The sequence below is a fragment of the Streptomyces sp. 2323.1 genome, assembly GCF_900221035.1.
Taxonomy (GTDB): domain Bacteria; phylum Actinomycetota; class Actinomycetes; order Streptomycetales; family Streptomycetaceae; genus Streptomyces; species Streptomyces sioyaensis.
On sequence record NZ_LT907981.1, the window covers coordinates 4,433,612 to 4,459,649 of the forward strand.

The 26,038-nt window shown below is 72.4% G+C and carries 19 protein-coding genes; 10 read left to right on the forward strand and 9 right to left on the reverse strand.

What is annotated here, in order from left to right; translation table 11 throughout:
* The 3 genes from nuoL to nuoN are packed head-to-tail and all read left to right on the forward strand — an operon-like array spanning nt 1 to nt 5,222.
* Entirely contained in the window at nt 1-1,884 is a 1,884-nt protein-coding gene (nuoL, locus tag CPH93_RS18995) for an NADH-quinone oxidoreductase subunit L (protein WP_096213531.1), read from the forward strand.
* A gap of 3 nt (nt 1,885-1,887) precedes the next feature.
* The gene (locus tag CPH93_RS19000) at nt 1,888-3,573 is read left to right on the forward strand and encodes an NADH-quinone oxidoreductase subunit M (RefSeq protein ID WP_093483847.1); all 1,686 of its coding nucleotides are present in this window, start codon (nt 1,888-1,890) and stop codon (nt 3,571-3,573) included.
* Nucleotides 3,570-5,222 carry an NADH-quinone oxidoreductase subunit NuoN gene (nuoN, locus tag CPH93_RS19005; protein WP_096213532.1) on the forward strand — a complete coding sequence of 551 codons (1,653 nt, stop codon included), beginning with the start codon at nt 3,570-3,572 and terminating at the stop codon, nt 5,220-5,222. Before CPH93_RS19000 ends, nuoN begins: the two co-directional genes overlap by 4 nt.
* Before the next feature lie 84 nt (nt 5,223-5,306).
* On the opposite strand, the gene CPH93_RS19010 is transcribed toward nuoN, so the two are convergent.
* The 3 genes from CPH93_RS19010 to fahA all read right to left on the reverse strand — a co-directional run bounded on the left by CPH93_RS19010 (nt 5,307) and on the right by fahA (nt 7,814).
* Nucleotides 5,307-5,792 carry a hypothetical protein gene (locus CPH93_RS19010; protein WP_096213533.1) on the reverse strand — a complete coding sequence of 162 codons (486 nt, stop codon included), beginning with the start codon at nt 5,790-5,792 and terminating at the stop codon, nt 5,307-5,309.
* Nucleotides 5,793-5,967: 175 nt separating this feature from the next.
* Nucleotides 5,968-6,615 carry a GOLPH3/VPS74 family protein gene (locus CPH93_RS19015; protein ID WP_096213534.1) on the reverse strand — a complete coding sequence of 216 codons (648 nt, stop codon included), beginning with the start codon at nt 6,613-6,615 and terminating at the stop codon, nt 5,968-5,970.
* Nucleotides 6,612-7,814, reverse strand: a complete 1,203-nt coding sequence (fahA, locus tag CPH93_RS19020) for a fumarylacetoacetase (RefSeq protein ID WP_096213535.1) — start codon at nt 7,812-7,814, stop codon at nt 6,612-6,614. The genes CPH93_RS19015 and fahA overlap by 4 nt, the downstream gene beginning before the upstream one ends.
* 484 nt (nt 7,815-8,298) lie before the next feature.
* Here fahA and CPH93_RS19025 point away from each other — a divergent pair, with 484 nt between their 5' ends.
* The 5 genes from CPH93_RS19025 to CPH93_RS19045 all read left to right on the forward strand — a co-directional run bounded on the left by CPH93_RS19025 (nt 8,299) and on the right by CPH93_RS19045 (nt 14,378).
* Nucleotides 8,299-9,501, forward strand: coding sequence for an FAD-dependent oxidoreductase (locus CPH93_RS19025; protein ID WP_096215505.1), 1,203 nt, complete (start codon nt 8,299-8,301; stop codon nt 9,499-9,501).
* Nucleotides 9,502-9,835: 334 nt separating this feature from the next.
* The gene (locus CPH93_RS19030) at nt 9,836-10,849 is read left to right on the forward strand and encodes a polyprenyl synthetase family protein (RefSeq protein WP_093483842.1); all 1,014 of its coding nucleotides are present in this window, start codon (nt 9,836-9,838) and stop codon (nt 10,847-10,849) included.
* 261 nt (nt 10,850-11,110) lie between these two features.
* On the forward strand, nt 11,111-12,373 hold the full coding sequence (locus tag CPH93_RS19035; RefSeq protein ID WP_096213536.1) for a LolA family protein: 1,263 nt from the start codon (nt 11,111-11,113) through the stop codon (nt 12,371-12,373).
* 96 nt (nt 12,374-12,469) lie between these two features.
* Nucleotides 12,470-13,525, forward strand: coding sequence for an ABC transporter ATP-binding protein (locus tag CPH93_RS19040; RefSeq protein ID WP_096213537.1), 1,056 nt, complete (start codon nt 12,470-12,472; stop codon nt 13,523-13,525).
* Nucleotides 13,512-14,378: an ABC transporter permease gene (locus CPH93_RS19045; protein ID WP_096213538.1), complete on the forward strand. Its 867-nt coding sequence runs from the start codon at nt 13,512-13,514 to the stop codon at nt 14,376-14,378. The genes CPH93_RS19040 and CPH93_RS19045 overlap by 14 nt, the downstream gene beginning before the upstream one ends.
* Here CPH93_RS19045 and rarD read toward each other — a convergent pair.
* From rarD to CPH93_RS19075, 6 genes are all read right to left on the reverse strand, one after another.
* Nucleotides 14,368-15,420, reverse strand: a complete 1,053-nt coding sequence (gene rarD / locus CPH93_RS19050) for an EamA family transporter RarD (protein WP_096213539.1) — start codon at nt 15,418-15,420, stop codon at nt 14,368-14,370. The genes CPH93_RS19045 and rarD overlap by 11 nt on opposite strands.
* Before the next feature lie 305 nt (nt 15,421-15,725).
* Nucleotides 15,726-16,820 (reverse strand): 2-oxoacid:ferredoxin oxidoreductase subunit beta, encoded by a 1,095-nt coding sequence (locus tag CPH93_RS19055; RefSeq protein WP_093483837.1) that lies wholly within the window; start codon nt 16,818-16,820, stop codon nt 15,726-15,728.
* Complete coding sequence (locus CPH93_RS19060; protein ID WP_093483836.1) at nt 16,813-18,765, reverse strand: 2-oxoacid:acceptor oxidoreductase subunit alpha; 1,953 nt, start codon at nt 18,763-18,765, stop codon at nt 16,813-16,815. Before CPH93_RS19060 ends, CPH93_RS19055 begins: the two co-directional genes overlap by 8 nt.
* Nucleotides 18,766-19,060: 295 nt before the next feature.
* Nucleotides 19,061-19,720, reverse strand: coding sequence for a response regulator transcription factor (locus tag CPH93_RS19065; RefSeq protein WP_093488813.1), 660 nt, complete (start codon nt 19,718-19,720; stop codon nt 19,061-19,063).
* Nucleotides 19,721-19,874: 154 nt separating this feature from the next.
* Nucleotides 19,875-21,188 carry a sensor histidine kinase gene (locus tag CPH93_RS19070; RefSeq protein WP_096213540.1) on the reverse strand — a complete coding sequence of 438 codons (1,314 nt, stop codon included), beginning with the start codon at nt 21,186-21,188 and terminating at the stop codon, nt 19,875-19,877.
* 258 nt (nt 21,189-21,446) lie between these two features.
* Nucleotides 21,447-22,655 carry a sensor histidine kinase gene (locus CPH93_RS19075; RefSeq protein WP_173909842.1) on the reverse strand — a complete coding sequence of 403 codons (1,209 nt, stop codon included), beginning with the start codon at nt 22,653-22,655 and terminating at the stop codon, nt 21,447-21,449.
* A gap of 355 nt (nt 22,656-23,010) precedes the next feature.
* Here CPH93_RS19075 and CPH93_RS19080 point away from each other — a divergent pair, with 355 nt between their 5' ends.
* Both CPH93_RS19080 and CPH93_RS19085 read left to right on the forward strand, forming a co-directional pair.
* Nucleotides 23,011-24,081: a secretion protein snm4 gene (locus CPH93_RS19080; protein ID WP_096213542.1), complete on the forward strand. Its 1,071-nt coding sequence runs from the start codon at nt 23,011-23,013 to the stop codon at nt 24,079-24,081.
* Nucleotides 24,082-24,801: 720 nt separating this feature from the next.
* Nucleotides 24,802-25,989 (forward strand): hypothetical protein, encoded by a 1,188-nt coding sequence (locus tag CPH93_RS19085; protein ID WP_269460164.1) that lies wholly within the window; start codon nt 24,802-24,804, stop codon nt 25,987-25,989.
* Nucleotides 25,990-26,038: the final 49 nt, after the last annotated feature.

The following is a 26,038-nucleotide window of genomic DNA, read 5'->3' on the forward strand; positions in this document are numbered from 1 at the left end:
GTGGAGAACTTGATCGCGCTGCTTGTCGCGGCACCGCTGGTCGGTGCGGCCCTGCTGTTGTGCGGCGGCAAACGACTCGACCGCACCGGCCCCCTCATCGGCACGCTGTTCGCGGTGGCGTCGTTCGCCCTCGGGGCGGTGCTCTTCGCCGACATGCTCGGCAAGGGCGCCGGGGACCGTGCCCTGCATCAGCAGCTGTTCACCTGGATCCCGGTCGGCGGCTTCCGTGCCGACGTCGCCTTCCAGCTCGACCAGCTGTCGATGACCTTCGTCCTGCTGATCACGGGTGTCGGATCGCTGATCCACCTCTACTCGATCGGCTATATGGCGCACGACGAGCGACGTCGCCGCTTCTTCGGCTATCTCAATCTCTTCCTCGCGGCGATGCTGCTGCTCGTCCTCGCCGACAACTACCTCCTGCTGTACGCCGGCTGGGAGGGCGTCGGCCTCGCCTCGTACCTCCTCATCGGCTTCTGGCAGCACAAGCCGAGCGCGGCCACCGCCGCCAAGAAGGCGTTCCTGGTCAACAGGGTCGGCGACATGGGCCTGTCCATCGCGATCATGCTGATGTTCACGACGTTCGGGACCTTCGCCTTCGCCCCGGTGTTCGCGGCCACCGACCGCACCGGCCAGGGCACGCTGACCGCCCTCGGGCTGTTGCTGCTGCTGGCCGCCTGCGGCAAGTCGGCCCAGGTACCGCTGCAGTCCTGGCTCGGTGACGCGATGGAGGGCCCGACCCCGGTCTCGGCCCTGATCCACGCCGCCACGATGGTCACCGCCGGCGTGTATCTGATCACCCGCTCCGGGGTGATCTTCAATGCCGCGCCGACCGCCCAGCTGGCGGTCGTCGTGGTCGGCGCGGTCACCCTGCTCTTCGGTGCGATCGTCGGTTGCGCCAAGGACGACATCAAGAAGGCGCTGGCCGGCTCGACGATGTCGCAGATCGGCTACATGATCCTGGCCGCCGGGCTCGGCCCGATCGGCTACGCCTTCGCGATCATGCATCTGGTCACCCACGGCTTCTTCAAGGCGGGCCTCTTCCTCGGCGCCGGTTCCGTGATGCACGGCATGAACGACGAGGTGGACATGCGCCGTTACGGCGGCCTGCGAAAGTACATGCCGGTCACCTTCATCACCTTCGGCCTCGGCTATCTGGCGATCATCGGCTTCCCCGGACTGTCCGGCTTCTTCTCCAAGGACAAGATCATCGAGGCGGCGTTCGCCCGGGGCGGCACCGAGGGCTGGATCCTCGGCGGCGCGGCCCTCCTCGGCGCCGCGATCACCGCCTTCTACATGACGCGGGTGATGCTGATGACGTTCTTCGGCGAGAAGCGCTGGGACCCCACCGAGGTGCATCCGCACGAGTCGCCCAAGGTCATGACGATCCCGATGATCGTGCTCGCCATCGGATCGGTCTTCGCCGGCGGGCTGTTCAGCATCAACGAGATCTTTGTGAAGTGGCTGGAGCCGGTCACCTCGTTCGCCCACGGCCATTCGCCGGTCAGCGCCACCACGGTCACCGCCGCCACGATGGTGGTGCTGGTCATCGGGGTCGGCATCGCCTGGGGGATGTACGGCCGCAAGCCCGTCCCGGCGCTCGCCCCGCGCGGCTCGCTGCTGACCCGGGCCGCCCGCCGCGATCTGCTCCAGGACGACTTCAACCACGTCGTCTTCGTCCGCGGGGGTGAGCAGGTCACCGGCACCCTCGTCCAGCTCGACCGCTCCCTGGTGGACGGTGCGGTCAACGGCACGGCGGCCTCGATGGGCGGACTCTCCGGCCTGCTGCGCCAGTTGCAGACCGGCTTCGTCCGTTCCTACGCGGTCCAGATGCTGGGCGGCGCCGCCGTTCTCGTCGCCGCGACCCTGCTGATGAGGGGTGTCTGAGCCATGTCGTTTCCCCTGCTGACGGTGGTGGCCGCGGTGCCGGCGGCCGGTGCGATCGCCACCGCCGCGCTGCCCGCCGCCAAGCGCACCGCGGCCAAGTGGCTCGCGCTGCTGTTCTCGCTGGTCACCTTCGCGCTGGCGCTGGTGGTCGGGTTCCGCTTCGACCCCGGTTCCAAGAACCCCTACCAGTTCACCGAATCACACGCCTGGATCAGCGACTTCGGTGTCCGCTACGAACTCGGCGTGGACGGCATCGCGGTCGCCCTGATCGCGCTGACCACCCTGCTGATCCCCTTCATCATCCTGGCCGGCTGGCATGACGCCGACCCCCTGGAGACAGCGTCCGACGGTGGCTCTGCCACGGGCACGCCCAACCGCTACAGCTGGCGGCCCACCCAGGGCTTCTTCGCGCTGATCCTGGCCGTCGAAGCGATGGTGGTCATCTCCTTCGAGGCCACCGACGTCTTCGTCTTCTACATCTTCTTCGAAGCCATGCTGATCCCGATGTACTTCCTCATCGGCGGCTTCGGGGACCGGGCCGGCGGCGACGGCGAGGACGAGGCCGCGAGCCGGCGGTCGTACGCCGCGGTGAAGTTCCTGCTCTACAACCTCGCCGGCGGACTGATCATGCTGGCCGCGGTGATCGGGCTCTACGCCGTCACCGCCGACCAGCTCGGTACGGGCACCTTCTCGCTCCAGCAGATCGTCGAGGCGCGGGCGGCCGGCAGGCTGAACATCGGCACCGGCACCGAGCGGCTGCTCTTCCTCGGCTTCTTCTTCGCCTTCGCGGTGAAGGCGCCGCTGTGGCCGCTGCACACCTGGCTGCCGGGCGCCATGGGCGAGTCCACCGCGCCGGTCGCGGTGCTGATCACCGCGGTGGTCGACAAGGTCGGCACCTTCGCGATGCTCCGCTTCTGCCTCCAGCTCTTCCCCGAGGCCAGCAGCTGGGCGACGCCCGTCATCCTGGTGCTCGCACTGATCAGCGTGCTCTACGGCGCGCTGCTGGCGGTCGCCCAGCGGGACATCAAGCGTCTGATCGCCTACGCCTCGATCTCCCACTTCGGCTTCATCATCCTGGGCATCTTCGCGATGACCTCCCAGGGCCAGGGCGGCGCGACGCTCTACATGGTCAACCACGGCATCTCGACCGCCGCGCTGATGCTGGTGGCCGGCTTCCTGATCAGCCGCCGTGGCTCCCGGCTGATCGCGGACTACGGCGGCGTCCAGAAGGTCGCCCCGATCCTCGCCGGTACCTTCCTCGTCGGCGGTCTGGCCACCCTCTCGCTGCCCGGTCTGGCCCCGTTCATCAGCGAATTCCTGGTCCTGGTCGGCACCTTCAGCCGCTATCCGGTGATCGGCATCATCGCCACCCTCGGCATCGTGCTCGCCGCGCTGTACGTCCTCGTGCTCTACCAGCGGACGATGACCGGGCCGGTGAAGTCCGAGGTGACCGGCATGCCCGACCTCCGGGTGCGGGAGCTGGTCGTGGTGGCGCCGCTGATCGCGCTGCTGCTCTTCCTCGGGGTGTACCCCAAGCCGCTCACCGACCTGGTCAATCCGGCGGTCGACCACACCCTGTCCGTCGTGGACAAGAAGGATCCCAAGCCCACTGTGCAGGTGGACGCCGTGCCCGGTGGAGGCCGGCACGGCCACGCCGTGCATGATCAAGACGTGGAGGCCGCGAAGTGAGTTCCGTGGCAAGTGTCCACAGCCTGTGGACAGTGGCGGCCGGTGCACCGGGCAAGATCCCGGCGCCGCACATCGAGTACACCGAGCTGTCGCCGACGCTGATCGTCCTCGGCGCGGCGGTGATCGGCATCCTGATCGAGGCGCTGGTCCCGCGCCGCAACCGCTACTACTCCCAGCTGCTGCTGTCGCTGGTGGCGCTGGCCGCGGCGTTCGCCGCGGTGATCGGCCTGGCGGCGGGCGGCTTCGGCTCGTCCAAGGCGCATATCGCCGCGATGGGTGCCATCGCCGTCGACGGACCCGCGCTGTTCCTCCAGGGCACGATCCTGCTGGTGTCCCTGATCGCGGTCTTCACCTTCGCCGAGCGCCGGCTCGACCCCGCGGCGCACGGTAACCGGGTGGACTCCTTCGCCGCTCAGCCCGCGGCCGTCCCCGGTGGCCCGGCCGAACAGGCCGCGGTCAAGGCCGGGTTCACCACCACCGAGGTCTTCCCGATCGTGCTCTTCGCGGTCGGCGGCATGCTGATCTTCCCGGCGGCCAACGACCTGCTGACGCTCTTCATCGCGCTGGAGGTCTTCTCCCTCCCGCTGTACATCCTGTGTGCGCTGGCCCGCCGCCAGCGGCTGCTGTCGCAGGAGGCCGCGGTGAAGTACTTCCTCCTCGGCGCCTTCTCCTCGGCCTTCCTGCTGTTCGGCGTGGCCCTGCTCTACGGCTACGCGGGCACGGTCGGGTACGCCGGGATCGCCGAGGTGGTCTCGGACGGCGCCAAGCAGATCGATCCGGCGCTGGCCGGCACGATGGGCAATGACGCACTGCTGCTGCTCGGCGCGGCGCTGGTGCTGATGGGGCTGCTGTTCAAGGTCGGCGCGGTCCCGTTCCATATGTGGACCCCGGATGTGTACCAGGGCGCCCCGACCCCGGTCACCGGCTTCATGGCGGCGGCCACCAAGGTCGCGGCCTTCGGTGCGCTGCTGCGTCTGCTGTATGTCGTATTGCCCGGGATGCGCTGGGACTGGCGGCCGGTGATGTGGGGCGTCGCGATCATCACGATGCTGGGCGGCGCGATCGTCGCCATCACCCAGACCGACATCAAGCGGCTGCTGGCCTACTCCTCCATCGCGCATGCCGGCTTCATCCTCGCCGGTGTCATCGCCACCAGCGAGGACGGCGTCTCCTCGGTGCTCTTCTACCTCGCTGCCTACTCCTTCGTGACGCTCGGCGCCTTCGCCGTGGTCACCCTGGTGCGGGATGCGGGCGGCGAGGCCACCGCGCTGTCCAAGTGGGCCGGGCTCGGGCGGCGTTCGCCGCTGGTGGCCGCGGTCTTCGCGGTCTTCCTGCTGGCCTTTGCGGGCATCCCGCTGACCTCCGGGTTCGCCGGGAAGTTCGCGGTCTTCAAGGCGGCGGCCCAGAGCGGTGCGGGCTGGCTGGTGGTGGTCGGTGTGCTCTCCTCCGCCATCGCCGCGTTCTTCTACATCCGCGTCATCGTGCTGATGTTCTTCAACGAGCCCAAGGCGGACGGCCCGACCGTCGCGGTGCCCAGCCCGCTGACGACCACCGCCATCGCCATCGGCGTCACCGCCACCCTGGTGCTCGGCCTGGCGCCGCAGTACTTCCTCGATCTGGCCGGCCGTGCCGGGGTCTTCGTGCGCTGAGCGCGGCCCGGCGGCACGACAACGGCCGTCGTCCGGAACCCTCGGGGGGCTCCGGACGACGGCCGTTGCCGTACGGCGCAGAGGTCAGCTCTTGGGCATCCCGCTCGGCATCTGCGGCATGTCGGGGATCTTCACGCTGCCGTCGCTGGACTTGGTGAACTTCTCGGTGGGGCCGTTCTTCCAGTCGACGGTCAGGGTCTTGCCGTCCGCGCCGGGCTTGAGGGTGCCCATGGTGCGGGTGGTGTCTCCGTCGGTGCACTTGAGGGCGGCCATGGTCACCCCGCCCATCTCCTGGACCTTGCCCAGGCAGGCGGCCTTGTGCCCGTTGCTGAAGGCGACGGTGCCCTTGCTGACCACGAGGATCAGCGGCTTGCTGCCCGAGCCGCCCTTCCAGGCACCCTCGACCGCGCCGGCGCCCGCGGACTTGTCGGCGCCTCCCGGAGTCGACGGCGCGTCCTGCGGCGCCTTGCTCGGCTTGCTGTCGCTGCCGGTGTCGCCGCTGCTTCCGCAGCCGCTGAGCAGCATCGCGGCGATGGCTGCCGCCCCGGCGATCTGCGCTGCCTTGCGCACGTACGTCTCCTAGGTCGTGGGTCAGAGTGACGTGAGGCTAACAGCGGCCCCGGCCGTCGTTCGAGCCGTGCTCGTGATTGCGGCAGCGCCGGTACGGAGTTGGTGTGGGGCTGTGACGTAGGCGCGGACGTAAGGGGTGAAAAGGGGGATAGGGGGCATCCGGGGGGGGCGGTTTTCAGCCCCCGCCCCCTCCCGACGACTTGTCCGCACTTACCGCGCGCTCGACCGCATGCGCCATCGCCATCTCCTGCGCGAACCGCTTCATCGTGCGGCGGGCGGCGCGGTGCTCGCGGCCCGCAAGGATCTTGCGATCCAGGTCGGTGGCCGAGACCAGCGCGGCGAGCACCCGGCCGCGGCGATCCGGGAAGCCCGCGCCCGGCGCCGCCGCGAAGCGCTCCCGGACCGGGCCGACAAGATCCACCGCCCCGGCCGGGAAGCGCTCGTACGGGAAGAGGCCCAGCGCGCGCCGGGACTCCCTGCGCAGCGCCCCGCGCGCCACCAGCTGCCGCAGGCACAGCTCCTGGACCGGCCGGCCGGCGCGCTGCACCCAGTTCTGGGCGGGGACGCCCCGGCGCTGTTTGGCCGGCGGCGGCAGGGCCGCCAGCGCGCCGTCCAGCACCGGATCGCCCGGCGGCAGCGGATTGACCACCGTGATCCGGCCGCCGCGCTCCACGGAGATCCGCCCCGCCGCCTCCAGCTCGGCCAGCGCCGCGCCGGCCAGCCCCCACTGCAGATGCCGGGAGTTGTTCCGGGGCCGGCCGCGGACCGGGTCGAGGGCGAGCAGCAGCAGCTCCTCCGGGAGGGTGAGCGGCGCGAGGGTCATACCGCGGGCAGCACGCGGCCGCTGACCTCGCCCAGCCCGATCCGGGCGCCGTCGGGGCCGGGAGCCCAGGCGGTGAGGGTGACCTCGTCGCCGTCCTGGAGGTAGGGGCCCTTGCCGTGGGTGAGTTCCAGCAGGCAGCCGAGCTGATCGGGGTCGGGCCCGGAGACCGTGCCGGAGGCGAACAGATCGCCGGTGCGCAGCGAGGCGCCGTTGACGGTCATATGGGCGAGCTGCTGGGCCGCCGTCCAGTACATGGCCGAGAACGGCGGCCGGGAGACGGTCTCGCCGTTGATCCGCACCTCGATCCGCAGATCGATGCCGCCCGGCTCCGCCGCCGAGTCGTCGAGGTAGGGCAGCAGCGGGAAGTCCCGGGCGGGCGGCGGCGTACGGGCCTCGTCGAGGGCGTCGAGCGGGGTGATCCAGGCGGAGACGGAGGTGGCGAAGGACTTGCCGAGGAACGGGCCGAGCGGCACGTACTCCCAGGCCTGGATGTCCCGTGCGGACCAGTCGTTGACCAGGCAGACGCCGAAGACGTGGTCGCGGAAGGAGCCGAGGCCGACCGGTTCGTGGAGCGTGGAGGGGGTGCCGACGACGAAGCCGACCTCGGCCTCGATGTCGAGGCGGAGGGACGGACCGAAGGACGGCAGCTCCTCCTCGGGAGCCTTGCGCTGGCCCTGGGGCCGTACGACCGGGGTGCCGGTGGGGACGACGGTGCCCGCCCGGCCGTGGTAGCCGATCGGCAGATGCTTCCAGTTGGCGGGCAGCACCGCGCCGTTGGGGCGGAAGATCCGGCCGACGTTGGTGGCGTGGTGCTCGCTGGAGTAGAAGTCGACGTAGTCGGCGACCTCGAAGGGGAGGTGCAGGGTGACCTCGTCCAACGGGTGGAACAGCGGCGCCACTTCGTCGTGGTGCGCGGGGTCGGTCACGGCGCTGCGGACGGCCGCGCGGATCTGCTGCCAGACCGGCCGGCCGGCCGCGAGCAGCGGGTTGAGGGTCGGTGCCGTGAGCAGTTCGGCATGCGGGTGGATGGCGGCGGGCAGGGCGCTCGGCAGGGCGCTCAGATCGAGGACCCGGTCGCCGTAGCGGACGCCGATGCGGTGCCGGCCGGGTGCGTCGGCCGTGCTGAAGACGCCGTAGGGGAGGTTGTGCGGGCCGAAGGGATCGCCTTCCGCCAGGTCGAACGGGCTCTGCTCGGGCATGGACAGCTCCTCGCGTTCGTCGTCGCCGGTGGGCGGCCGGGCCCGGTGGCCCGCAGGCCGTGCGGCCCGTTGATCAGAGTACGACCGGGCGGCAGTCGTCGGGGCAGTTGGGGCGCGACGGCGCGGATACGTAGGAAGACAGGGGTTCATCGCGCCGTGCGCTGCGCCCCGGCGCCCCGGCAATGTCCGGAAAAGCCTTGCTGCACTACGCAATTCGGGCCTAGCTTCCTTTCCTGGCACGGGCCGGGGAGGGGCCGTGCCGTTGGGGCGACACGTGGCTCGCAGTGGCGCACGGCTCGCGGTCGACCGGAGCGTTCCCGGGATGCCCTCGCCGGCCGCCGTCTTCCCCCGCTCGCACGCGGAGACCGAGGCGTACGGCCGGCGGGCGCGCTGCCCGGTGGTGGCCACGAACCGCGAGGCGTTCGTCCGTCGCAGGCGGCCCGCCGTCGGCGCGCAGTTCCGGCGAGCAAGGGGAGGGACCGAAGTGAACACTCCGGTAGCGGTGATCGGGGCCGGCCCGTACGGCCTGTCGGCGGCCGCGCACTTACGGGCGCGCGGCCTGCCGGTGCGGGTCTTCGGGCAGCCCATGGTGAGCTGGCGCGCGCAGATGCCCGCGGGGATGCTGCTCACGTCGGCGCCGGCGGCCTCCGGCATCGACGTCCCGCAGCCGGGGCACGGCCTCGGTGACTTCTGCGCGGCGACGGGGGAGGGGCCGTACGAGTCGGACTGGGACCTCGTCCCCGTCGAGTCCTTCGTCCGGTACGGGCAGTGGGTGCAGCAGCGGCTGGTCCCCGAGCTGGAGCAGGTCCGGGTGGTCTCGGTCGACCGGCGGGCCGACGGCTTCGAGCTGAAGCTGGACAGCGGTGAGCAGGTCGGCGCGCGGGCGGTGGTCGTCGCCACGGGGCTGAGCGGGCTGGCGCAGCTGCCGCCGGAGCTGGCCGCCGCCATCCCGGACGGCCCGTCCGCCACCGGGCCGGTCTCGCACAGTTCGCAGCACCACGACCTGTCCGCGCTGGCCGGCCGGTCGGTGGTCGTGATCGGCGCCGGGCAGTCGGCGCTGGAGAGCGCGGTGCTGCTGGCCGAGGCGGGCGCGGAGTCCGTGCGGGTGGTGGCGCGCGGCCCCGGCGCGGTGGGCTTCGGCGTGCCGCCGGACCGGCAGCCGCGCCTGCGGCCGTCGTCGCCGTTCGGCAACGCCTGGTCGCTGTATGCGCTGTCGCAGCACGCCGGCGCCTTCCGCCGGCTGCCGGTGCCCGCCCGGCGGTATCTGGTGCGCCGGGTGCTCGGCCCGCGGGGGGCGTGGTGGCTGCGGGACCGGTTCACCGGCCGGGTGCGGGTGACGCAGGGGCGGCGGATCGTGCGCGCCACGGTCCGCGACGGCCGCCCCGTCCTGGCGCTGCGCGGCGCCGACGGGCAGGGCGGGGAGCTCGTCGCCGATCATGTGCTGTCCGCGACCGGCTACCGGATGGATCTGGCGGCGCTGGACTTCCTGGGCCAGGGGCTGCGCACCGGGATCGTGACGCGGGCCGGCGGACCGCTGCTGACCGCCGGCTTCCGCTCGTCCGTACCGGGGCTGTACTTCACGGGGTTGCCGGCGGCGGCCTCGTTCGGGCCGGTGATGCGCTTCGTGTGCGGCACGGAGTTCGCCTCGCGGCGGCTGGCACGGGCGGTGGCGCGGGCGTACGGGTGAGGGCGGGCCGCCGGAGGGGCGGCGATCTGGGCCGGGGGCGGTCCCATCCTGGCTGAAAACGGCGGGTTTCTCGCCGGTATTCGGCTCTCCCGCTCCCTCCTGCGACGGCTGCGACGCAGGGGACCGTACGGCCCCGGCCCGCCCCAGGCTCCCGCGCCGGAGGCACGTCAACCGGCGACCCGGAACGCACCTGCCAGGGGGGCACGGTGCTTCCCGGGCGGTTCGGGGGGCGGGCGCTCACGGTGATCGAACTGCGACCGGATACGCTGGCCAATGGTGGAGACAGCGACAGATCGACGTGCAGTTTGATCGTCAGCAGACAGGAGTACCCCTCGTGACCGTCGTCGGGCCCTTCGGGCTGAGCGTGCGGGACCAGGCTCTTGAGGCCGATGTCCAGGCCGGGTTGGCGGCTGTCGAGGAGGGCCTGCTGGAGGCCACCAAGAGCGACGTGCCGTTCATCACCGAAGCCGCGCAGCATCTCGTGCGCGCGGGCGGCAAGCGGTTCCGGCCGCTGCTGGTGATGCTGGCCGCGCAATTCGGTGACCCCTACAGCCCCGGCGTGGTGCCCTCCGCTGTTGTGGTGGAGCTGACGCATCTGGCGACGCTCTACCACGACGACGTGATGGACGAGGCGGATGTGCGCCGCGGCGTGGCCAGCGCCAACGCCCGCTGGGGCAACTCCGTCGCGGTGCTGACCGGCGACTTCCTGTTCGCCCGCGCCTCGCACATCCTCGCCGACCTCGGACCGGACGCGGTCCGGATCCAGGCCGAGGCGTTCGAGCGCCTGGTGACCGGCCAGATCCTGGAGACCGCCGGACCGCGCGACGGCCGCGACCCCATCGACCACTACCTGGACGTCCTCGCGGGCAAGACCGGCTCGCTGGTCGCCGTCGCGGGGCGCTTCGGTGCGATGATGTCGGGCGCCGACGAGTCGACCGTCAACATCCTCACCCAGTACGGCGAGCGGCTGGGCACCGCCTTCCAGTTGGCCGACGACGTCCTGGACATCGCCAGCGACTCCCATGAATCGGGCAAGACCCCCGGCACGGACCTGCGCGAGGGCATCCCGACGCTGCCCGTACTGCGCCTGCGGGCGCGGGCCGAGAGCAGCTCCGGCACGCCCGAGGACCGCGCGCTGTGCGAGCTGCTGGCCGGCGACCTCACCGATGACGCACGGCACGCCGAGGCGCTGGCCGGGCTGCGTGCCCACCCGGCGCTCGAAGAGGCCCGGCGGGACACCGTCCGCTACGCCGAGGAGGCGCGCGCTTCGCTGGCGCCGCTGCCGTCGTGCATGGCCAAGGCGGCCCTCGAAGGCCTCTGCGACGCGGTGGTCCACCGGGCGGGCTGAGCCCTTCCCGAGGGCCCGCCCCTGAGGGCCGGTCCGCCATCCCCTAGGGAGTGCTCAGACTCCCGGCGTACGGGGTTCCGTCGTGAGGTGACCGGGCGTCATACCTCAGCAGTACGACAAGTTGCTCCCGCGGGCTGACGCGTTGAGCCGGGCGATTTGGTGAGATGGAAACCACCAGAGCGCGGCGGACGGGCCACAAGGAACTCAGGGGTGGACTGGTGGACAGCGCAACAACCGCCGCATACGACGGAGGTAGGGCACATGCCACGCAACGAACCGACAGAGGGCACCGACGGGTGGGACGGGGAGGGTTCCCTGAGGCGCCGTAAGGCGGTGCGGTACGCCGTACCGGTCGCAGTGGCGGGGGCGGTGGCGGCCACCATCGGGCTGGTCCCGGCGTTCGCCGGTTCGGGTTCGCCGGATCTGCCGAAGATTTCGGCGCAGGACCTGATAGCCAAGATGGCCAAGTCGGACGTCCAGCAGCTCTCCGGCACGGTCCGGGCCAGCGCGGACCTCGGCCTGCCGTCCCTGCCGGGCGGGGCCGGCGGCGCGGGCGCCTTCGGCGGCGGGAAGGGCGGGGACGGCGGATCCGCCGACCCGCAGAGCAAGCTGATGGAGCTGGCGTCCGGTGCGCACACGCTCCGCGTCGCCGCCGACGGCCCCGACAAGCAGCGGGTGTCGATCGTCGACAAGGCCGCCGAGTACAGCCTCGTCCACAACGGCAACGACGTGTGGGGCTACGACAGCGGCAGCAACACCGCCTTCCACCACACCGCGCCCGAGGCCGGCCGGCACGGCAAGCAGCAGGCCCCGAAGGACCTTCCGAAGGGCCTGGAGAACGCCACTCCGCAGGACCTCGCGAAGCAGGCCCTCCAGGCGGCCGGCGACACGACCTCGGTCACCGTCGACGGCACCGCCAAGGTCGCCGGGCGGGACGCCTACCAGCTGCTCATCAAGCCCAAGCAGACCGCCTCGACGGTCGGCTCGATCCGGATCGCGGTCGACGCCGCCAACGGTGTGCCGCTGAAGTTCACCCTGACCCCCAAGAGCGGTGGCGCGGCCGCCATCGACGTCGGCTTCACCAGCGTCGACTTCGCCAAGCCCGCCGCGAGCACCTTCGCCTTCACCCCGCCCAAGGGAGCCAAGGTCGTCAAGGGCGACGAGACGGGCGCGACGGCGCAGCGCGAGCACGGCAAGGACGGCGCGCACGGCAAGGACATGAAGGCCGTCACCCAGGACATGGGCGGGCTGAACGTCCTCGGCAAGGGCTGGACGTCCATCGCCACCATCAAGGGTGACGGCTCCGGCCTGCCCTCCGGCAAGGGCGAGGGCAAGGGCAAGGGGAGCGGCGGCGACGCCGCCGCGTTCCTGGACAGCATCGGCGACAAGGTGCACGGCTCCTTCGGCTCCGGCCGGGTCTTCAGCACCCGCCTGGTCAACGCCCTGGTCACGGACAACGGCACGCTCTACGTCGGCGCCGTCGACAAGCAGGCCCTGATCGACGCGGCGGACGCCGCCAAGTAACGGGCCCCGCAGCCCCCGCGGGACCGCCGCGTCGCCCCTCCCCGGGCGGCGCGGCGTGGCCCGCAGGCCCATCCGTACGACCTGGGGAGCCCGCCGATGCCACCGCCGCCCGTACCGCGGCCGAACGGCCCGCGTACCGAAGGGCCCGGCCCGGGGCGCGCGCCGGCCGGTGACCCGGCGATCGAGACACGGGGGCTGAGCAAGGCCTACCGTGGCCGGCTCGCCGTCGACGGCCTCGATCTGGTCGTCCCGCGCGGCAGCGTCTTCGGCTTCCTCGGCCCCAACGGCTCCGGCAAAACCACCACCATCCGCATGCTGCTGGGCCTGATCGAGGCGACGGCCGGCAGCGCACGGGTGCTGGGCGCGCCGATGCCGTCCGCGGGCCGCCGGGTGCTGCCCCGGGTCGGCGCCCTCATCGAGGGGCCGGCGCTCTACGGCTTCCTCAGCGGGCGGGACAACCTCCGGCGCTTCGACGCCGCCGACCCGGCCGCCGATCCTGGTACCCGTACCGCGCGGGTCGGCCAGGCGCTGGAGCGGGTGGGCCTGGCCGCCGCGGCCGGCAAGAAGGCCCGCGCCTACTCCCTCGGCATGAAACAGCGCCTCGGACTGGCCGCCGCTCTGCTGAGGCCCCGTGAACTGCTGGTGCTCGACGAGCCGACCAACGGCCTGGACCCGCAGGGCATGCGGGAGATCCGCGGCCTGGTCCGTGAGCTGGCGGCGGACGGTACCACCGTCTTTCTCTCCTCCCATCTGCTCGACGAGATCGAGCAGATCTGTACCCATGCCGCGGTGATGAGCCGCGGCCGGCTGATCACCCAGGGCACGGTCGCCGAGCTCTCCGCCACCGTCCTCGACTCGCGCGGCACCGGCCGGCTGACGGTGACCACCCCCGATCCGGCGGACGCGGCCCGGGTCCTCAAGGAGCACGGCCTGACCGGCCTGCAGACCACCGGCGACCGGGTCACGGGCGAACTGCCGTCCCTGGACGCGCCGCTGGGCGCACGCGACGGTGCGGCGCCGCCGGATCTGGCGGACCTCAACGCCGCGCTGGTGCACGCCGGTGTCCGGGTCCGCGGCTTCGGCACCGAACGCGCCTCGCTGGAGGACATCTTCGTCCAGCTGACCGGGGAGGGCTTCGATGTCGCAGGCTGAGCCGGTGCCGCGCACGCCCCGACCGCTGTGGTCGCTGGGCCTGCTGCGCAACGAGATCGCGGTGACGTTCCGGCGCTGGCGCACCCTGGGGCTGCTGGCGGTGCTCGCGGGCGTACCGGTCCTGGTCGGTGTCGCCGTCCGGATCGAATCCGGCGGGGGCGGCGGAGGTGGCGGCGAGGGCGGCCCGGCGTTCCTCTCCCAGGTCACCCACAACGGTCTCTTCCTGGTCTTCGCCTCGCTCGCGGTGACGCTGCCGTTCTTCCTGCCGATGGCCGTCGGCGTGCTCGCGGGCGACGCGATCGCCGGTGAGGCGCACGGCGGGACGCTGCGCTATCTCCTGGTCGCCCCCGCCGGCCGCACCCGCCTGCTGCTGGTCAAGTACGCCACGACCCTGACGTTCTGCCTGGTGGCCACCCTGGTCGTGGCGCTCTCCGCGCTGGTGACCGGCGCGCTGCTCTTCCCGCTGGGGGAGGTCACCCTGCTGTCGGGGACGTCCATATCCTTCGGCGAGGGGCTGTTGCGGGCGCTGGCCATCGCGGGTGCGGTGGCCCTGTCCCTCGTCGGGGTGGCCGCCATCGGCCTGTTCGTCTCGACGCTCACCAGCAGCGGGATCGCGGCCATGGCGACCACGGTCGGCCTGCTGATCACCGTGCAGATCCTGGACACCGTCCCGCAGTTGGCGGCCGTCCAGCCGTACCTCTTCCCGCACTACTGGCTGTCCTTCGCCGACCTGCTCCGCGACCCCGTCTATTGGGACCAGTTGCAGAAGAACGCCGGTCTGCAGGCGCTGTACGCCCTGGTGTTCGGCTCGGCGGCCTGGGCGCGCTTCACCAGCCGGGACATCACTGCGTGAGGCCGCCGGGGGGCTGTGGCGCCGACGTCGGTGCCGCGGTGGTCCCCGCCGCCGCTTCCCGGGCCGCGTCCGCCGCCTGGACCGCCTCGGCCAGCTGGACCGCCTCGGCCGCGGCCACCTCGCCCGAGCGGGCCGCGGCGTCGGCCAGTGCTGCCCGCCCCCGCCGGGCGGTCCGCAGCGCATCCCAGGTCAGCATCGTCAGGGCAGCCCACACCAGCGCGAAGCCGGCCCAGCGCTCCGCCGGCATCTCCTCCCGGAAGACGGTGAGCCCCAGCAGGAACTGAAAGGTCGGCGCCAGATACTGCAACATCCCGATCATGGTCAGCGGCAGCCGCATGGCGGAGGCGCCGAAGCAGATCAGCGGCACGGCGGTGGCGATGCCGCAGCCCGCGAGCAGCAGCGCCTGGCCCACCCCGCCGGTGGTGAAGCTGGCCTCGCCGTGCAGGCCGAGGTAGATCAGGAAGCCCAGTGCGGGCAGCATCTGCATGGCGGTCTCGGCGCTGAAGCCCTCGATGCCGTCGAGCTTGACGCCCTTCTTGACCAGCCCGTACGTCGCGAACGAGAAGGCCAGCCCGAGCGCGATCCAGGGCACCTTGCCGTAGGCGACGGCCATCACGACGACGGCCACGGCGCCGATCCCCACCGCCGTCCACTGCAGCGGCCGCAGCCGCTCGCGCAGAAACAGCACGCCGAAGGCGATGCTGACCAGCGGATTGATGAAGTAGCCGAGCGAGGCCTCCAGGACGTGCCCGGCGTTGACCGCCCAGATGTAGAGGAACCAGTTCGACGAGATGACCACGGCGCAGAGCAGGATCAGCGCGAGTCGCCGGGGCTGCCGCAGCAGCGGGCCTATCCAGGACCAGCGGCGGAGCACGGCCAGGATGACGAGCGCGACGGGCAGCGACCACACCATGCGGTGGGCCAGGATCTCGGACGGCGCGGCGGCGTCCAGCAGATGCCAGTAGAGGGGCAGCAGGCCCCACATGGTGTAGGCGGCGACGCCGTAGGCGAGTCCGGCACGCTGATCGCTTCGAGTCTGCAAGGGGACCCTCCTGGTGGCGCATCGTCGACTCTGCGAAAGGTAGCGCCACACGGCCGGTCTGTCATGTGTGTTTTGCCATACGGTCATGACGACGCGGTCAGGGCGGGAGATCCCGCCCCGCGCGGGCAGGCAGCGGTAGGGGCGCGGCTCCCATGACGTGAGCGGGCGCGGCCCCGGAAACGGCGAGCGGGGTGCCCGTACGGGACGCCGTATGACGTCCCGTACGGACACCCCGCAGGTGCCTTTGAGGGTCTTTCCGTGGACGGTCCCGCCCGGGGAACGTCCGTGGACCGGCGGACCGGCGGTCAGCCGACGACGGTCCAGGTGTCGTTGCCGGCCAGCAGGGCGGCCAGGTCGCCCTTGCCCTTCTGCTCGATGGCGGCGTCCAGTTGGTCGGACATCAGGGTGTCGTAGACCGGCCGGTCGACGCTGCGCAGCACACCGATGGGGGTGTGGTGGAGGGTGTCGGGGTCGGCGAGCCGGGAGAGGGCGAAGGCCGTGGTGGGCGAGGGGTTGTGCGCGTCGTGGACCAGCACACCGCCGGTGCCCTCCTCCCGGACGTCGATGATCTTGAGGTCGCCGGTGGCCGGGTCGCGGACCACGCCCTTGGAGCCGAAGCCGTCGGGGGCCAGGGCGCCGAAGCGGATCGGCTCCCCGTGCTCCAGCCGGATCACGGCCTCCTGGGCCTGCTCCTTGTCCTTGAGGACCTCGAAGGCGCCGTCGTTGAAGATGTTGCAGTTCTGGTAGATCTCCACCAGCGCCGTGCCGGGGTGGGCGGCGGCCTCGCGCAGCACCGAGGTGAGGTGCTTGCGGTCGGAGTCGACGGTGCGGGCCACGAAGGACGCCTCGGCGCCCAGCGCCAGCGAGACCGGGTTGAACGGCGCGTCCAGCGAGCCCATCGGCGTCGACTTGGTGATCTTGCCGACCTCGGAGGTGGGGCTGTACTGGCCCTTGGTCAGCCCGTAGATCCGGTTGTTGAACAGCAGGATCTTGAGGTTGACGTTGCGCCGCAGGGCGTGGATGAGGTGGTTGCCGCCGATGGACAGCGCGTCGCCGTCGCCCGTGACGACCCACACGGACAGGTCGCGCCGCGAGGAGGCCAGGCCGGTGGCGATGGCCGGGGCGCGGCCGTGGATGGAGTGCATCCCGTAGGTGTTCATGTAGTACGGGAAGCGGGAGGAGCAGCCGATGCCGGAGACGAAGACGATGTTCTCCTTCGCCAGGCCGAGCTCGGGCATGAAGCCCTGCACGGCGGCGAGGACGGCGTAGTCACCGCAGCCGGGGCACCAGCGCACTTCCTGATCGGACTTGAAGTCCTTCATGGACTGCTTGGCCTCGGCCTTGGGCACCAGGGACAGCGCCTCGATCTGCGAGGGCCGCTCCGAGATCGCCTCAGTCATTGATGGCCTCCTTAAAGACCTCCGCAAGCTGCTCGGCCTTGAACGGCATTCCGCTGACCTGGGTGTGCGAGCGCGCGTCCACGAGGTACCTGGCGCGCAGCAGGGTGGCGAGCTGTCCGAGGTTCATCTCCGGCACGATCACCTTGTCGTAACGCGCCAGGACCTCGCCGAGATTCCGCGGGAAGGGGTTGAGATGGCGCAGATGGGCCTGCGCGATGCGCTCCCCGGACCGCCGTACGCGCCGGACCGCCGCGGTGATCGGGCCGTACGTCGAACCCCAGCCGAGGACGAGGGTGTCGGCACCCTGGCCGCTGTCGTCGGCGGGGTCGTCCACCTCGATGTCCGGGACCTCGATGCCGTCGATCTTCGCCTGGCGGGTGCGCACCATGAAGTCGTGGTTGGCGGGGTCGTAGGAGATGTTGCCGGTGCCGTCCTGCTTCTCGATGCCGCCGATGCGGTGCTCCAGGCCCGGCGTGCCCGGCACCGCCCAGGGGCGGGCCAGCGTCTGCCCGTCGCGCTTGTACGGCCAGAAGACCTCGGTGCCGTCCGCCAGCTGGTGGTTGGGGCCGGACGCGAACTGCACGCGCAGATCGGGGAGTTCGTCGACGTCCGGGATCCGCCACGGTTCGGAGCCGTTGGCCAGATAGCCGTCGGAGAGCAGGAAGACGGGGGTGCGGTAGGTGAGCGCGATCCGGGCCGCGTCCAGCGCCGCGTCGAAGCAGTCGGCGGGAGTCCGGGGCGCCACGATCGGCACCGGCGCCTCGCCGTTGCGGCCGTACATCGCCTGGAGCAGATCGGCCTGCTCGGTCTTGGTGGGCAGACCCGTCGAGGGCCCGCCGCGCTGGATGTCCACGACCAGCAGCGGCAGTTCAAGACTGACCGCCAGACCGATGGTCTCCGACTTCAGCGCCACACCGGGACCGGAGGTGGTCGTCACCGCCAGCGCACCGCCGAACGCCGCGCCCAGCGCCGCGCCGATACCGGCGATCTCGTCCTCCGCCTGGAACGTCCGCACACCGAAGTTCTTGTGCTTGGACAGCTCGTGCAGGATGTCGGAGGCCGGGGTGATGGGGTACGAGCCCAGATAGAGCGGCAGATCCGCCTGCCGGCCCGCCGCGATCAGCCCGTAGGACAGCGCGAGGTTTCCGGAGATGTTGCGGTAGGTGCCGGTCGGGAAGGCCTTCGTCGCCGGTGCGACCTCGTAGGAGACGGCGAAGTCCTCCGTCGTCTCACCGAAGTTCCAGCCCGCCCGGAAGGCGGTGACGTTCGCCTCCGCGATGTCCGGCTTCTTGGCGAACTTCGCCCGCAGGAACGCCTCGGTGCCCTCGGTCGGCCGGTGGTACATCCACGACAGCAGCCCCAGCGCGAACATGTTCTTGCTGCGTTCGGCCTCCTTGCGGGAGAGCCCGAAATCCTTGAGCGCCTCGATCGTCAGCGTGGTCAGCGGCACCGGGTGGACGTGGTAGGCCTCCAGCGAGCCGTCCTCCAGGGGACTGGTCGCATAGCCGACCTTCGCCATCGGGCGCTTGGTGAACTCATCGGTGTTGACGATGATGTCCGCACCCCGGGGCACGTCCCCGATGTTCGCCTTCAGCGCCGCCGGGTTCATCGCGACCAGGACGTTCGGCGCGTCGCCGGGCGTGAGGATGTCGTGGTCGGCGAAGTGCAGCTGGAAGCTGGAGACGCCCGGCAGGGTCCCGGCAGGGGCCCGGATCTCGGCGGGGAAGTTGGGCAGCGTCGACAGGTCGTTTCCGAACGACGCCGTTTCGGAGGTGAACCGGTCACCGGTGAGCTGCATACCGTCACCGGAGTCACCGGCGAACCGGATGATCACCCGGTCCAGGCGCCGGACTTCCTTGCCTTCCGCGCCGTTACCGGATGCGCGCTGTTCCCCGACAAGCGCTGCGTCGGTCTGCTCGGCTGGGCTACTGACCTGGCTGGTCACTGCTTCGGACCTCCCTCTCGGGGTGCGGCGTCCCCGCCGGAGGCAGGGCTCGGGACGGGTCGTACCGACCGGTTGTCCCATAACCATCGTACGTGGGTAAGGGTGGCCTTCCTTAGGGCGATCGCATGCTGGACGTCAACATGAGACACCGATCTGGTGTGTTTTGTCATGAAATCACCGCCCCCGTGACCCCCTCATTCATGACGCTCCGGACTCCGCCATTGGTTCTACGCCTAAAGTCCTGAGCCCCGGTGGAAAACGCCTCGGGCCACCTGTCTGACAGAGTGTCAGACGATCAGGAGTTGAGGTAGGTGAGTACCGCGAGCACCCGGCGGTGATCCCCGTCACTCTGCGCCAGGCCCAGCTTCAGGAAGATGTTGCTGACGTGCTTCTCGACCGCACCGGCGCTGACCACCAGCTGCCGGGCGACCGCGGAGTTCGTCCGCCCCTCGGCCATCAGCCCCAGGACCTCCCGCTCCCGGGGCGTCAGATGCGCCAGCACGTCCTGCTGGCGGCTGCGGCCCAGCAGCTGCGCCACCACCTCCGGGTCCAGTGCGGTCCCGCCCCCGGCCACCCGGACCACCGCGTCGACGAACTCCCGCACCTCGGCCACCCGGTCCTTGAGCAGATAGCCGATGCCCCGGGTGGAGCCGGCCAGCAGCTCCGTGGCGTACTGCTCCTCGACGTACTGCGAGAGCACCAGCACCCCCAGGCCGGGGTGGTCCCGGCGGAGCCGGATGGCGGCCCGTACGCCCTCGTCGGTGTGCGTCGGCGGCATCCGTACGTCCGCGACCACCACGTCCGGCAGCGCGCCCTCGTCCGCCAGCTCCCCGATCACCTTGATCAGCGCCTCGGCGTCCGCCACGCCCGCCACGACCTCGTGCCCCCGGTCGGTGAGCAGCCGGGTCAGGCCCTCCCGCAGCAGCACCGAATCCTCGGCGATGACCACCCGCACCTTGTCCTCCACGGCTCAGATTCCCCCATGCCCCGTCGCGTCCCGCTCTGCTGCCCCCAGCTTCCCAGCATCCGGACGGGGGCGAGGCGGGGAAGGGGGGATCAGCGGCGGGCCGGGGGCGCCGGGCCGGGAGCCGGCGCCGCCGGCCCGGGGGTCAGCCGCGCCACGGCAGCTCGGCGGTGATGCGGGTCGGGCCGCCGGCCGGGGAGTCCACGACCAGCAGGCCGTCGACGGATTCCAGGCGCTCGGCCAGGCCCGCCAGGCCGGTGCCGGCGCCGGTGTGCGCGCCGCCCTGGCCGTCGTCCGCGACCAGCACCATCAGCCGGTCCTCGGTGCGCCAGACGTCCAGCGTCGCGCTGCCGGCCATGGCGTGCTTGGAGACGTTCTGCAGCAGCTCGGAGGCGGTGAAGTAGGCGATGCCCTCGATCGCCGCGGCCGGCCGGGGCATGGGCTCGACGCTCACCGAGACCGGCACCGTGCACCGCGCGGCCAGCGCCGACAGCGCCGGGCCGAGCCCCCGGTCGGTGAGGATCGCCGGGTGGATGCCGCGGGCCAGGTCCCGCAGCTCCTGGAGCGCGATCTTCACCTCGCCATGCGCCTCGTCCACCATCTTCGCGGCGGCCTGCGGGTCCTCGGCCAGCTTCTCCCTGGCCAGGCCCAGGTCCATGGCGAGCGAGACCAGCCGGGCCTGGGCGCCGTCGTGCAGATCGCGCTCGATGCGGCGCAGGTCGGCCGCCGCGGTGTCCACCACCACCCCGCGGTCCGACTCCAGCTCCACGACCCGGGTGGCGAGCGAGGAGGGCCCCAGCAGACCCTGGACCATGATCCGGTCCACCTGGGTCAGCCCGCGGATCACCCACGGCCCGGCCAGCACCATCAGCAGCCCGATCCCGCCGGTGAACCCGATCTCCGCCGGGGTGTCGAGGAAGGAGCCGTGGCCGCTGCCTTCGTCCCACACCAGGATGCCCGGCCGGTCGAGGTACTCGGGGAAGGTCCACCGCCACAGGGGGTAGGCCAGCAGCACCCACCCGACGGACCAGAACGCCACCGAGAAGACGAAGGTGAAGAGCGCCCACGGGAAGTGCACCAGCGAGTAGACGACGTGCCGCCAGGACTCCCCGCTCTTCAGCACGGCCCCGACCCACCCCATCGGCCCCGGCTTGGCGGCCCGGACCGGCCCCGGATCGGCGACGTCCAGCCCCAGCAGGGCGCGGGCCCGCGCACGCTCCAGGCTGCCGAGGCCGCGGGCGCCGGCGAGACCGACGGCCAGCACCGGGATGCCCAGGAACGTCACCAGCAGCCCGGCGCCCAGGGACACCACCACCATCGTGTAGGTGAACATCACCAGGGACATCGGGAGGTTGAGCAGGAGGTACAGGGTCTCCCGCCAGGTGCGCCCGGAGAACGGGGCGCGCAGCCCCACGGGCACACGGGAGCCGCGGTGCTGCGGTGCGTATACGGAATCCATCGTCTTCGTCGTCCGTTCTGCCGGTTGCGGCGCTCCCCCTGGGGTGCGGCCGTTGCCCTGTCGGCGCCGTGCCCTCCCCGGGCCGGGCGCTCTCGTCCGTCCTCATCAGGGTCCGCGGCCGGCGCCCGCCGGACCATGAGGGCCTTCGCAGTCTTTGACGGGGGTTTTCCCCACCCCCTCCGGACGCGCGGCACCCCCTCCGGACGCGCGGCCGGGCGCCACAGCGGCCGGACCGGTGGGCGCCGGGGACACCGCCCCTCAGCGGCCCCTCGACGCCGCTGCGGGCTCCGTCCGCGCCCGCCACGGCAGCTCCGCCGTCACCCGCGTCGGCCCGCCCACCGGCGAATCCAGCACGAACAGCCCGTCCACCGACCCCAGCCGCCCGGCGAGCCCGGCCATCCCGCTGCCGCCGTCCAGCCGGGCCCCGCCCCGTCCGTCGTCCGACACCAGGATCAGCAGCCGGTCCGCGGCCCGCCACACCTCCACCGAGGCCTGCCGCGCCGCACTGTGCTTGGAGACGTTCTGCAGCAGCTCCGAGACGGTGAAGTAGGCGATGCCCTCGATGGCGGGCGCGGGCCGCTCGTCCAGGTCCACCGAGGTGGTCACCGGCACCGTGCAGCGCCCGGCCAGCGAGGCCAGCGCGGGCCCCAGCCCGCGGTCGGTGAGGATCGCCGGATGGATGCCGCGGGCCAGGTCCCGCAGCTCCTGGAGCGCGAGCTTCACCTCGCCGTGCGCCTCGTCCACCATCGCCGCCGCCGCTTCCGGGTCCTCCAGCAGCTTCTCCTTGGCCAGCCCGAGCCCCATGGCGAGCGCCACCAGCCGGGCCTGCGCGCCGTCGTGCAGATCCCGTTCGATGCGCCGCAGATCGGCGGCCGCGGTGTCGGTGACCGTCACCCGGTCCGACTCCAGCTCGGCGATCCGCCGCTCCAGCTCATCGGAGGGGGAGAGCAGACCGCGCACCATCGCCCGGTCCACGTTGGACAGCCAGCGCGCCACCCACGGCAGCACCGGCCACCCCACGACCAGCAGGACGAGGACGACCGTGAAGGTGAGGAGCACCCACGGCAGCCGGACGAAGGCGAACAGCGCGTGCCGCCAGGCGACCGGATCCTTCAGACACGTCCACAACCACGGGAAGAACCCCCGCTCCCGGGGCCGCAGCCGGCTCGGCTCCGCGATCCGCACCCCGAGCAGCGCCGCCGCCCGGGCGCGCTCCAGCCTCCCGTACTGCCGGCACGCCAGCAGCCCTGTCGCCAGCAGCGGCAGCCCCACCACGGTGACGGACAGCCCGATGCCCAGCGTGAGCCACACCAGCACGACCACGAACGCCGCGACGCCCAGCGGGAAGTTGGCCAGCAGATACGCGATCTCCCGCCACATCAGGCCGCTGAGCAGCGCTCGGGGCGGCGGTGGCGGGGCGTCGCCAAGGGCGTCATCAGCAGCACTGGACCGGGATCTCTCCGTCATACGCCCAGCCTGCCCGGCGGCTCCCCCTGGTGCCATGGGGTTGAGGGGGTGGCGGACGGTGGGGTTTTCCTCACCCCGTGCAGCATCGCCGCCCCTGCGCACGGCAACGGCCCGGCCGGCCGCGGCCCGTGGGCGAATTGCTCCGGCCGTGCTGGACAGGTTGTCGCAGGGGCGCCGTATCGTGTCGCGGTACGGAACGGGAGGGGGCGACGATGGCGCGGAACTGCGACGTCCAGTTGCGGGAGCCGGTTTCCGCGGCGGACGGTTCGCGTGCGCCCGGAGTGAGCCCCACACACAGCAACACAGGGACCGCGGCGGCATGGTGAGTGTGAGTACGGAGAGGGAGCCGGGGGCCGTGTCGGCCACCTCCCTCGGCCGGGTCGTCCCTGACGCGACGGACGGGGCCGCCGACGATCCGGCGGTGCACGGCTGGCACTGGGGCGCGCGGAGCCGGACGTGGACGGCCGGTGCGGCGAGTGTGCTGCTGGCCCTCATCGCCGGGACGGCGGCGGCGAGTTGGTACGGGCCCGGTGCTGCCGCACTCGGGCTCGGAATCGCCGGGGCTCTTGCCGCGGCGGCCGGAGCCCTCTGCGGGTGGCTCGGCCGGCGCCCGCTGGGCACCGCGCTGGTTCTGCTGGGCGGCGCGCTCGGCGTGCTCGCCTCATGGCAGGCCTCCTCGGCCGGCACGGTGCGGCTGGCGGCAGTCGGACTGACCGTCGCGGCCGTGCTCGCGCTGCTCGGCGTCGGTACGGAGCTGGGGCGCGGCGGACTCGTCGGCGCGGCGACGATCGCGTTGGCGGTGGGCGTCTGGGAGGCCGGGCTGGCGCTGACCGATGTGGCCCGTACGGGAGTTGCGCTCGGTGTGGTCTCGGTGCTGGTGCTGGGGTATCTGCCCCGGCTGGCGCTGCGGGCGGCCGGGATGACCCGGCTCGACGACCGGCATTCCGGCGATGCGCCGGTGAGCCGCCACCAGGTGGCGACCGCGCTGGGCGCGACCCATCGGGGTCTCGCGCCGGCCACCGTCGCCGTGGCGGCCTCCGCGGGCGCGGCGGGAGCGCTGGCCGCGGGGCAGGGGGACGGCTGGTCGGTCGCCGCCGCGGCCCTGTTGTGCGTGGTGACGCTGTCGCGGGCGCGGGCCTACCCCCTGGCCGTCGAGGTCATCGCCCTGCTGGCGGCCGGTACGGCGGTCGGGGTGTGCCTGCTGCTGCGGTGGGCGGCCTCTTCGGGCGATCCGTCGGGTGCGCTGGCCGTGTGGGGTGTGCTGACGGTGCTGCCGCTCGGGGTGCTCGCGCTGCGGGTGCCGGAGCAGGTGCAGGCCCGGCTGCGCCGGCTGCTGAATCTCGTCGAGTCGGTCAGTGTGGTGGCGCTGATCCCGGTGGCCCTCGGGGCGCTCGGGGTCTACGGCCGGCTGCTGCAGACGTTCTGAGCCGGGGAGACGGGGATGGACATGGCAGCGGACGGGTCGGCGGCGGCGACGGATGGACCGGCAGTAGTGGAGGGATCGGCGGCGTCGGGTGGGTCGGCGGCGTCGGCAGCAGCGGGTGGACCGGTGGCCTCGGGTGGACCGGTGGCCTCGGGTGGAGCGGTGCAGAACAACTGGCAGCACGATCTGCTGCGTGATCTTGGTGGGGGAGCGATGACGCCGGGGACGGGCGGGGGGCCGGGTACGGACGGGGGACCGGCGACGGCCGGCGGCTCGGCCATGCCCGGCCCGGGGCACGCGGCCGACGCGATATCCGCCTCCGCCTCCGCTCCCGTCGACGCGAGTGTGTGGGACACGCCCACGACCGCGAAGGCGGAGCCGGGCGTGCCCGAGCAGACGGTTGCGCCGTCCGCCGGGCCGATGCCGACGGCTGCCCATGCCGCCCCGCCCGGCGCCAGCGGTGCGCCTGGCCCCATGCCGACGCCCGTGCCGTCGGCCCCCGCGCCGTCGGCCCCTCCCGCTCCGGCACCCCACCCCGGCCCGGGGCACGCGGCCCCCGCCCCCACTCCTCCCGCGGCAGCCGCTCACCCGGGACCGCCCCCGCAGGCCGCCGCGCCCGCTCCCGCCCCCGTGCACACGCCCACGCCCCTGCACCCGCCCGCTCCCGTCCGCGGGTCCGCCCCGGCCCGCAGGTCCGGGCCCACCCCCGTCTCCGTGCCGCTGATGCCGCCCGAGCTGGACGCGCTGCGGAGCAAGCCGCGGCACGGGGAGTCCGTCGCCCAGCGCGCGGGGCGGGCCGTACGGCGGGCGATCGCGTCGTCGCCCGCGGCCGAGACCACCGCCGTCACGCAGACCGCGTACGCCATCCAGCAGCCGGTCACCACCGGCCGGCAGATCTCGGTGACCAGCATCCGCGGCGGTGCGGGCAAGTCCACGGTCTCCGCGCTGCTGGCCCTCACCTACGCGCACTACCGCGCCGATCCGGTGCTGGCGGTCGAGGCCGATCCGGCGCTCGGCACGCTCCCGCACCGGCTGGGCGCGACGGAGGTGCGCTGGTCCGGGACCGACCTGGCGCAGATCGTCGATCCGTCGATGCTGATCACCGATCTGACGGGGTATCTGATTCCGTTTCCGGGCGGCGGCTGGCTGCTGCCCGGCAGCCAGGGCGCCATCGGCACCCGCCTGGACATCGATACCTACCGGGTCGTGATGACCTCGCTGCGCCGGTACTTCGCGACCACGGTCGTCGACTGCGAGACGCTGCCCGCGGAGGTGGCGCGCACCGCGCTGGTGACGACGCAGGCCCGGATCCTGGTCTGCCCGGCGACCCCGGAAGGCGTGGCCGCCACCCGCTCCGTCCTGGACTGGGTCGGCGGCGTCCACCCCCGGATGCTGCCGACGACCGTAGTGGTGCTCAGCCACGTCGCCCCGGACACCGGACTCGATGTCCGCAAGGCCGCCGAGCATCTCGGCGTCGGCGGCGCGGTGGTGCTTCCGCTTCCGTACGACCGCCATCTCGCGGCGGGCGGTGCGATCCGTACGGAGCTGCTCGGCGAACGGACACTGCAGGCGGCGGGGCGGATCGCGGCCGAGGCGATGGACCGGGCGGTCTCGCGGGCGGACGGCAGCAGCCGGCAGCGGACGGGCCAGGACACCCCGCCGGCCCCCGGCGGCGCCGGACACCCCACGCCGTACGCCGGCCCCGCGGGCCCTGGAGGGCCAGCGCCCCAGGCCACCCCGGGCGGCCCCGGCCCCTATGGTGCCCCCGGCCCCTACGGCGCCCCCTCTGCCGCGGGCGGCCCCGCGCCCTACCCCCACCCATCAGCCCACCAGTCCGCCCACCCGGGAAACCCCACCCCCTACGGAGCCCCGTCCGCCCCTCCCCACCCCCCAGGCGGCTCACCCCGGTGAGTGGCCCTTGGGGAGACATCCGCCACCGCAGCCCCTTCCCCCGCGTCCG

Bases quoted from the DNA above. Each gene is read 5' to 3' on its own strand.
- fahA (WP_096213535.1), bottom strand. From the start codon at position 7,814: ATGCCCGAGCAGAGCCCGTTCGACCTGGCGGAAGGCGATCCCTTCGGC.
- CPH93_RS19085 (WP_269460164.1), top strand. From the start codon at position 24,802: ATGCCGCCCGAGCTGGACGCGCTGCGGAGCAAGCCGCGGCACGGGGAG.
- CPH93_RS19055 (WP_093483837.1), bottom strand. From the start codon at position 16,820: ATGACTGAGGCGATCTCGGAGCGGCCCTCGCAGATCGAGGCGCTGTCC.
- CPH93_RS19015 (WP_096213534.1), bottom strand. From the start codon at position 6,615: ATGACCCTCGCGCCGCTCACCCTCCCGGAGGAGCTGCTGCTGCTCGCC.
- CPH93_RS19045 (WP_096213538.1), top strand. From the start codon at position 13,512: ATGTCGCAGGCTGAGCCGGTGCCGCGCACGCCCCGACCGCTGTGGTCG.
- CPH93_RS19070 (WP_096213540.1), bottom strand. From the start codon at position 21,188: ATGGATTCCGTATACGCACCGCAGCACCGCGGCTCCCGTGTGCCCGTG.
- CPH93_RS19035 (WP_096213536.1), top strand. From the start codon at position 11,111: ATGCCACGCAACGAACCGACAGAGGGCACCGACGGGTGGGACGGGGAG.
- CPH93_RS19000 (WP_093483847.1), top strand. From the start codon at position 1,888: ATGTCGTTTCCCCTGCTGACGGTGGTGGCCGCGGTGCCGGCGGCCGGT.
- CPH93_RS19075 (WP_173909842.1), bottom strand. From the start codon at position 22,655: ATGACGGAGAGATCCCGGTCCAGTGCTGCTGATGACGCCCTTGGCGAC.
- CPH93_RS19040 (WP_096213537.1), top strand. From the start codon at position 12,470: ATGCCACCGCCGCCCGTACCGCGGCCGAACGGCCCGCGTACCGAAGGG.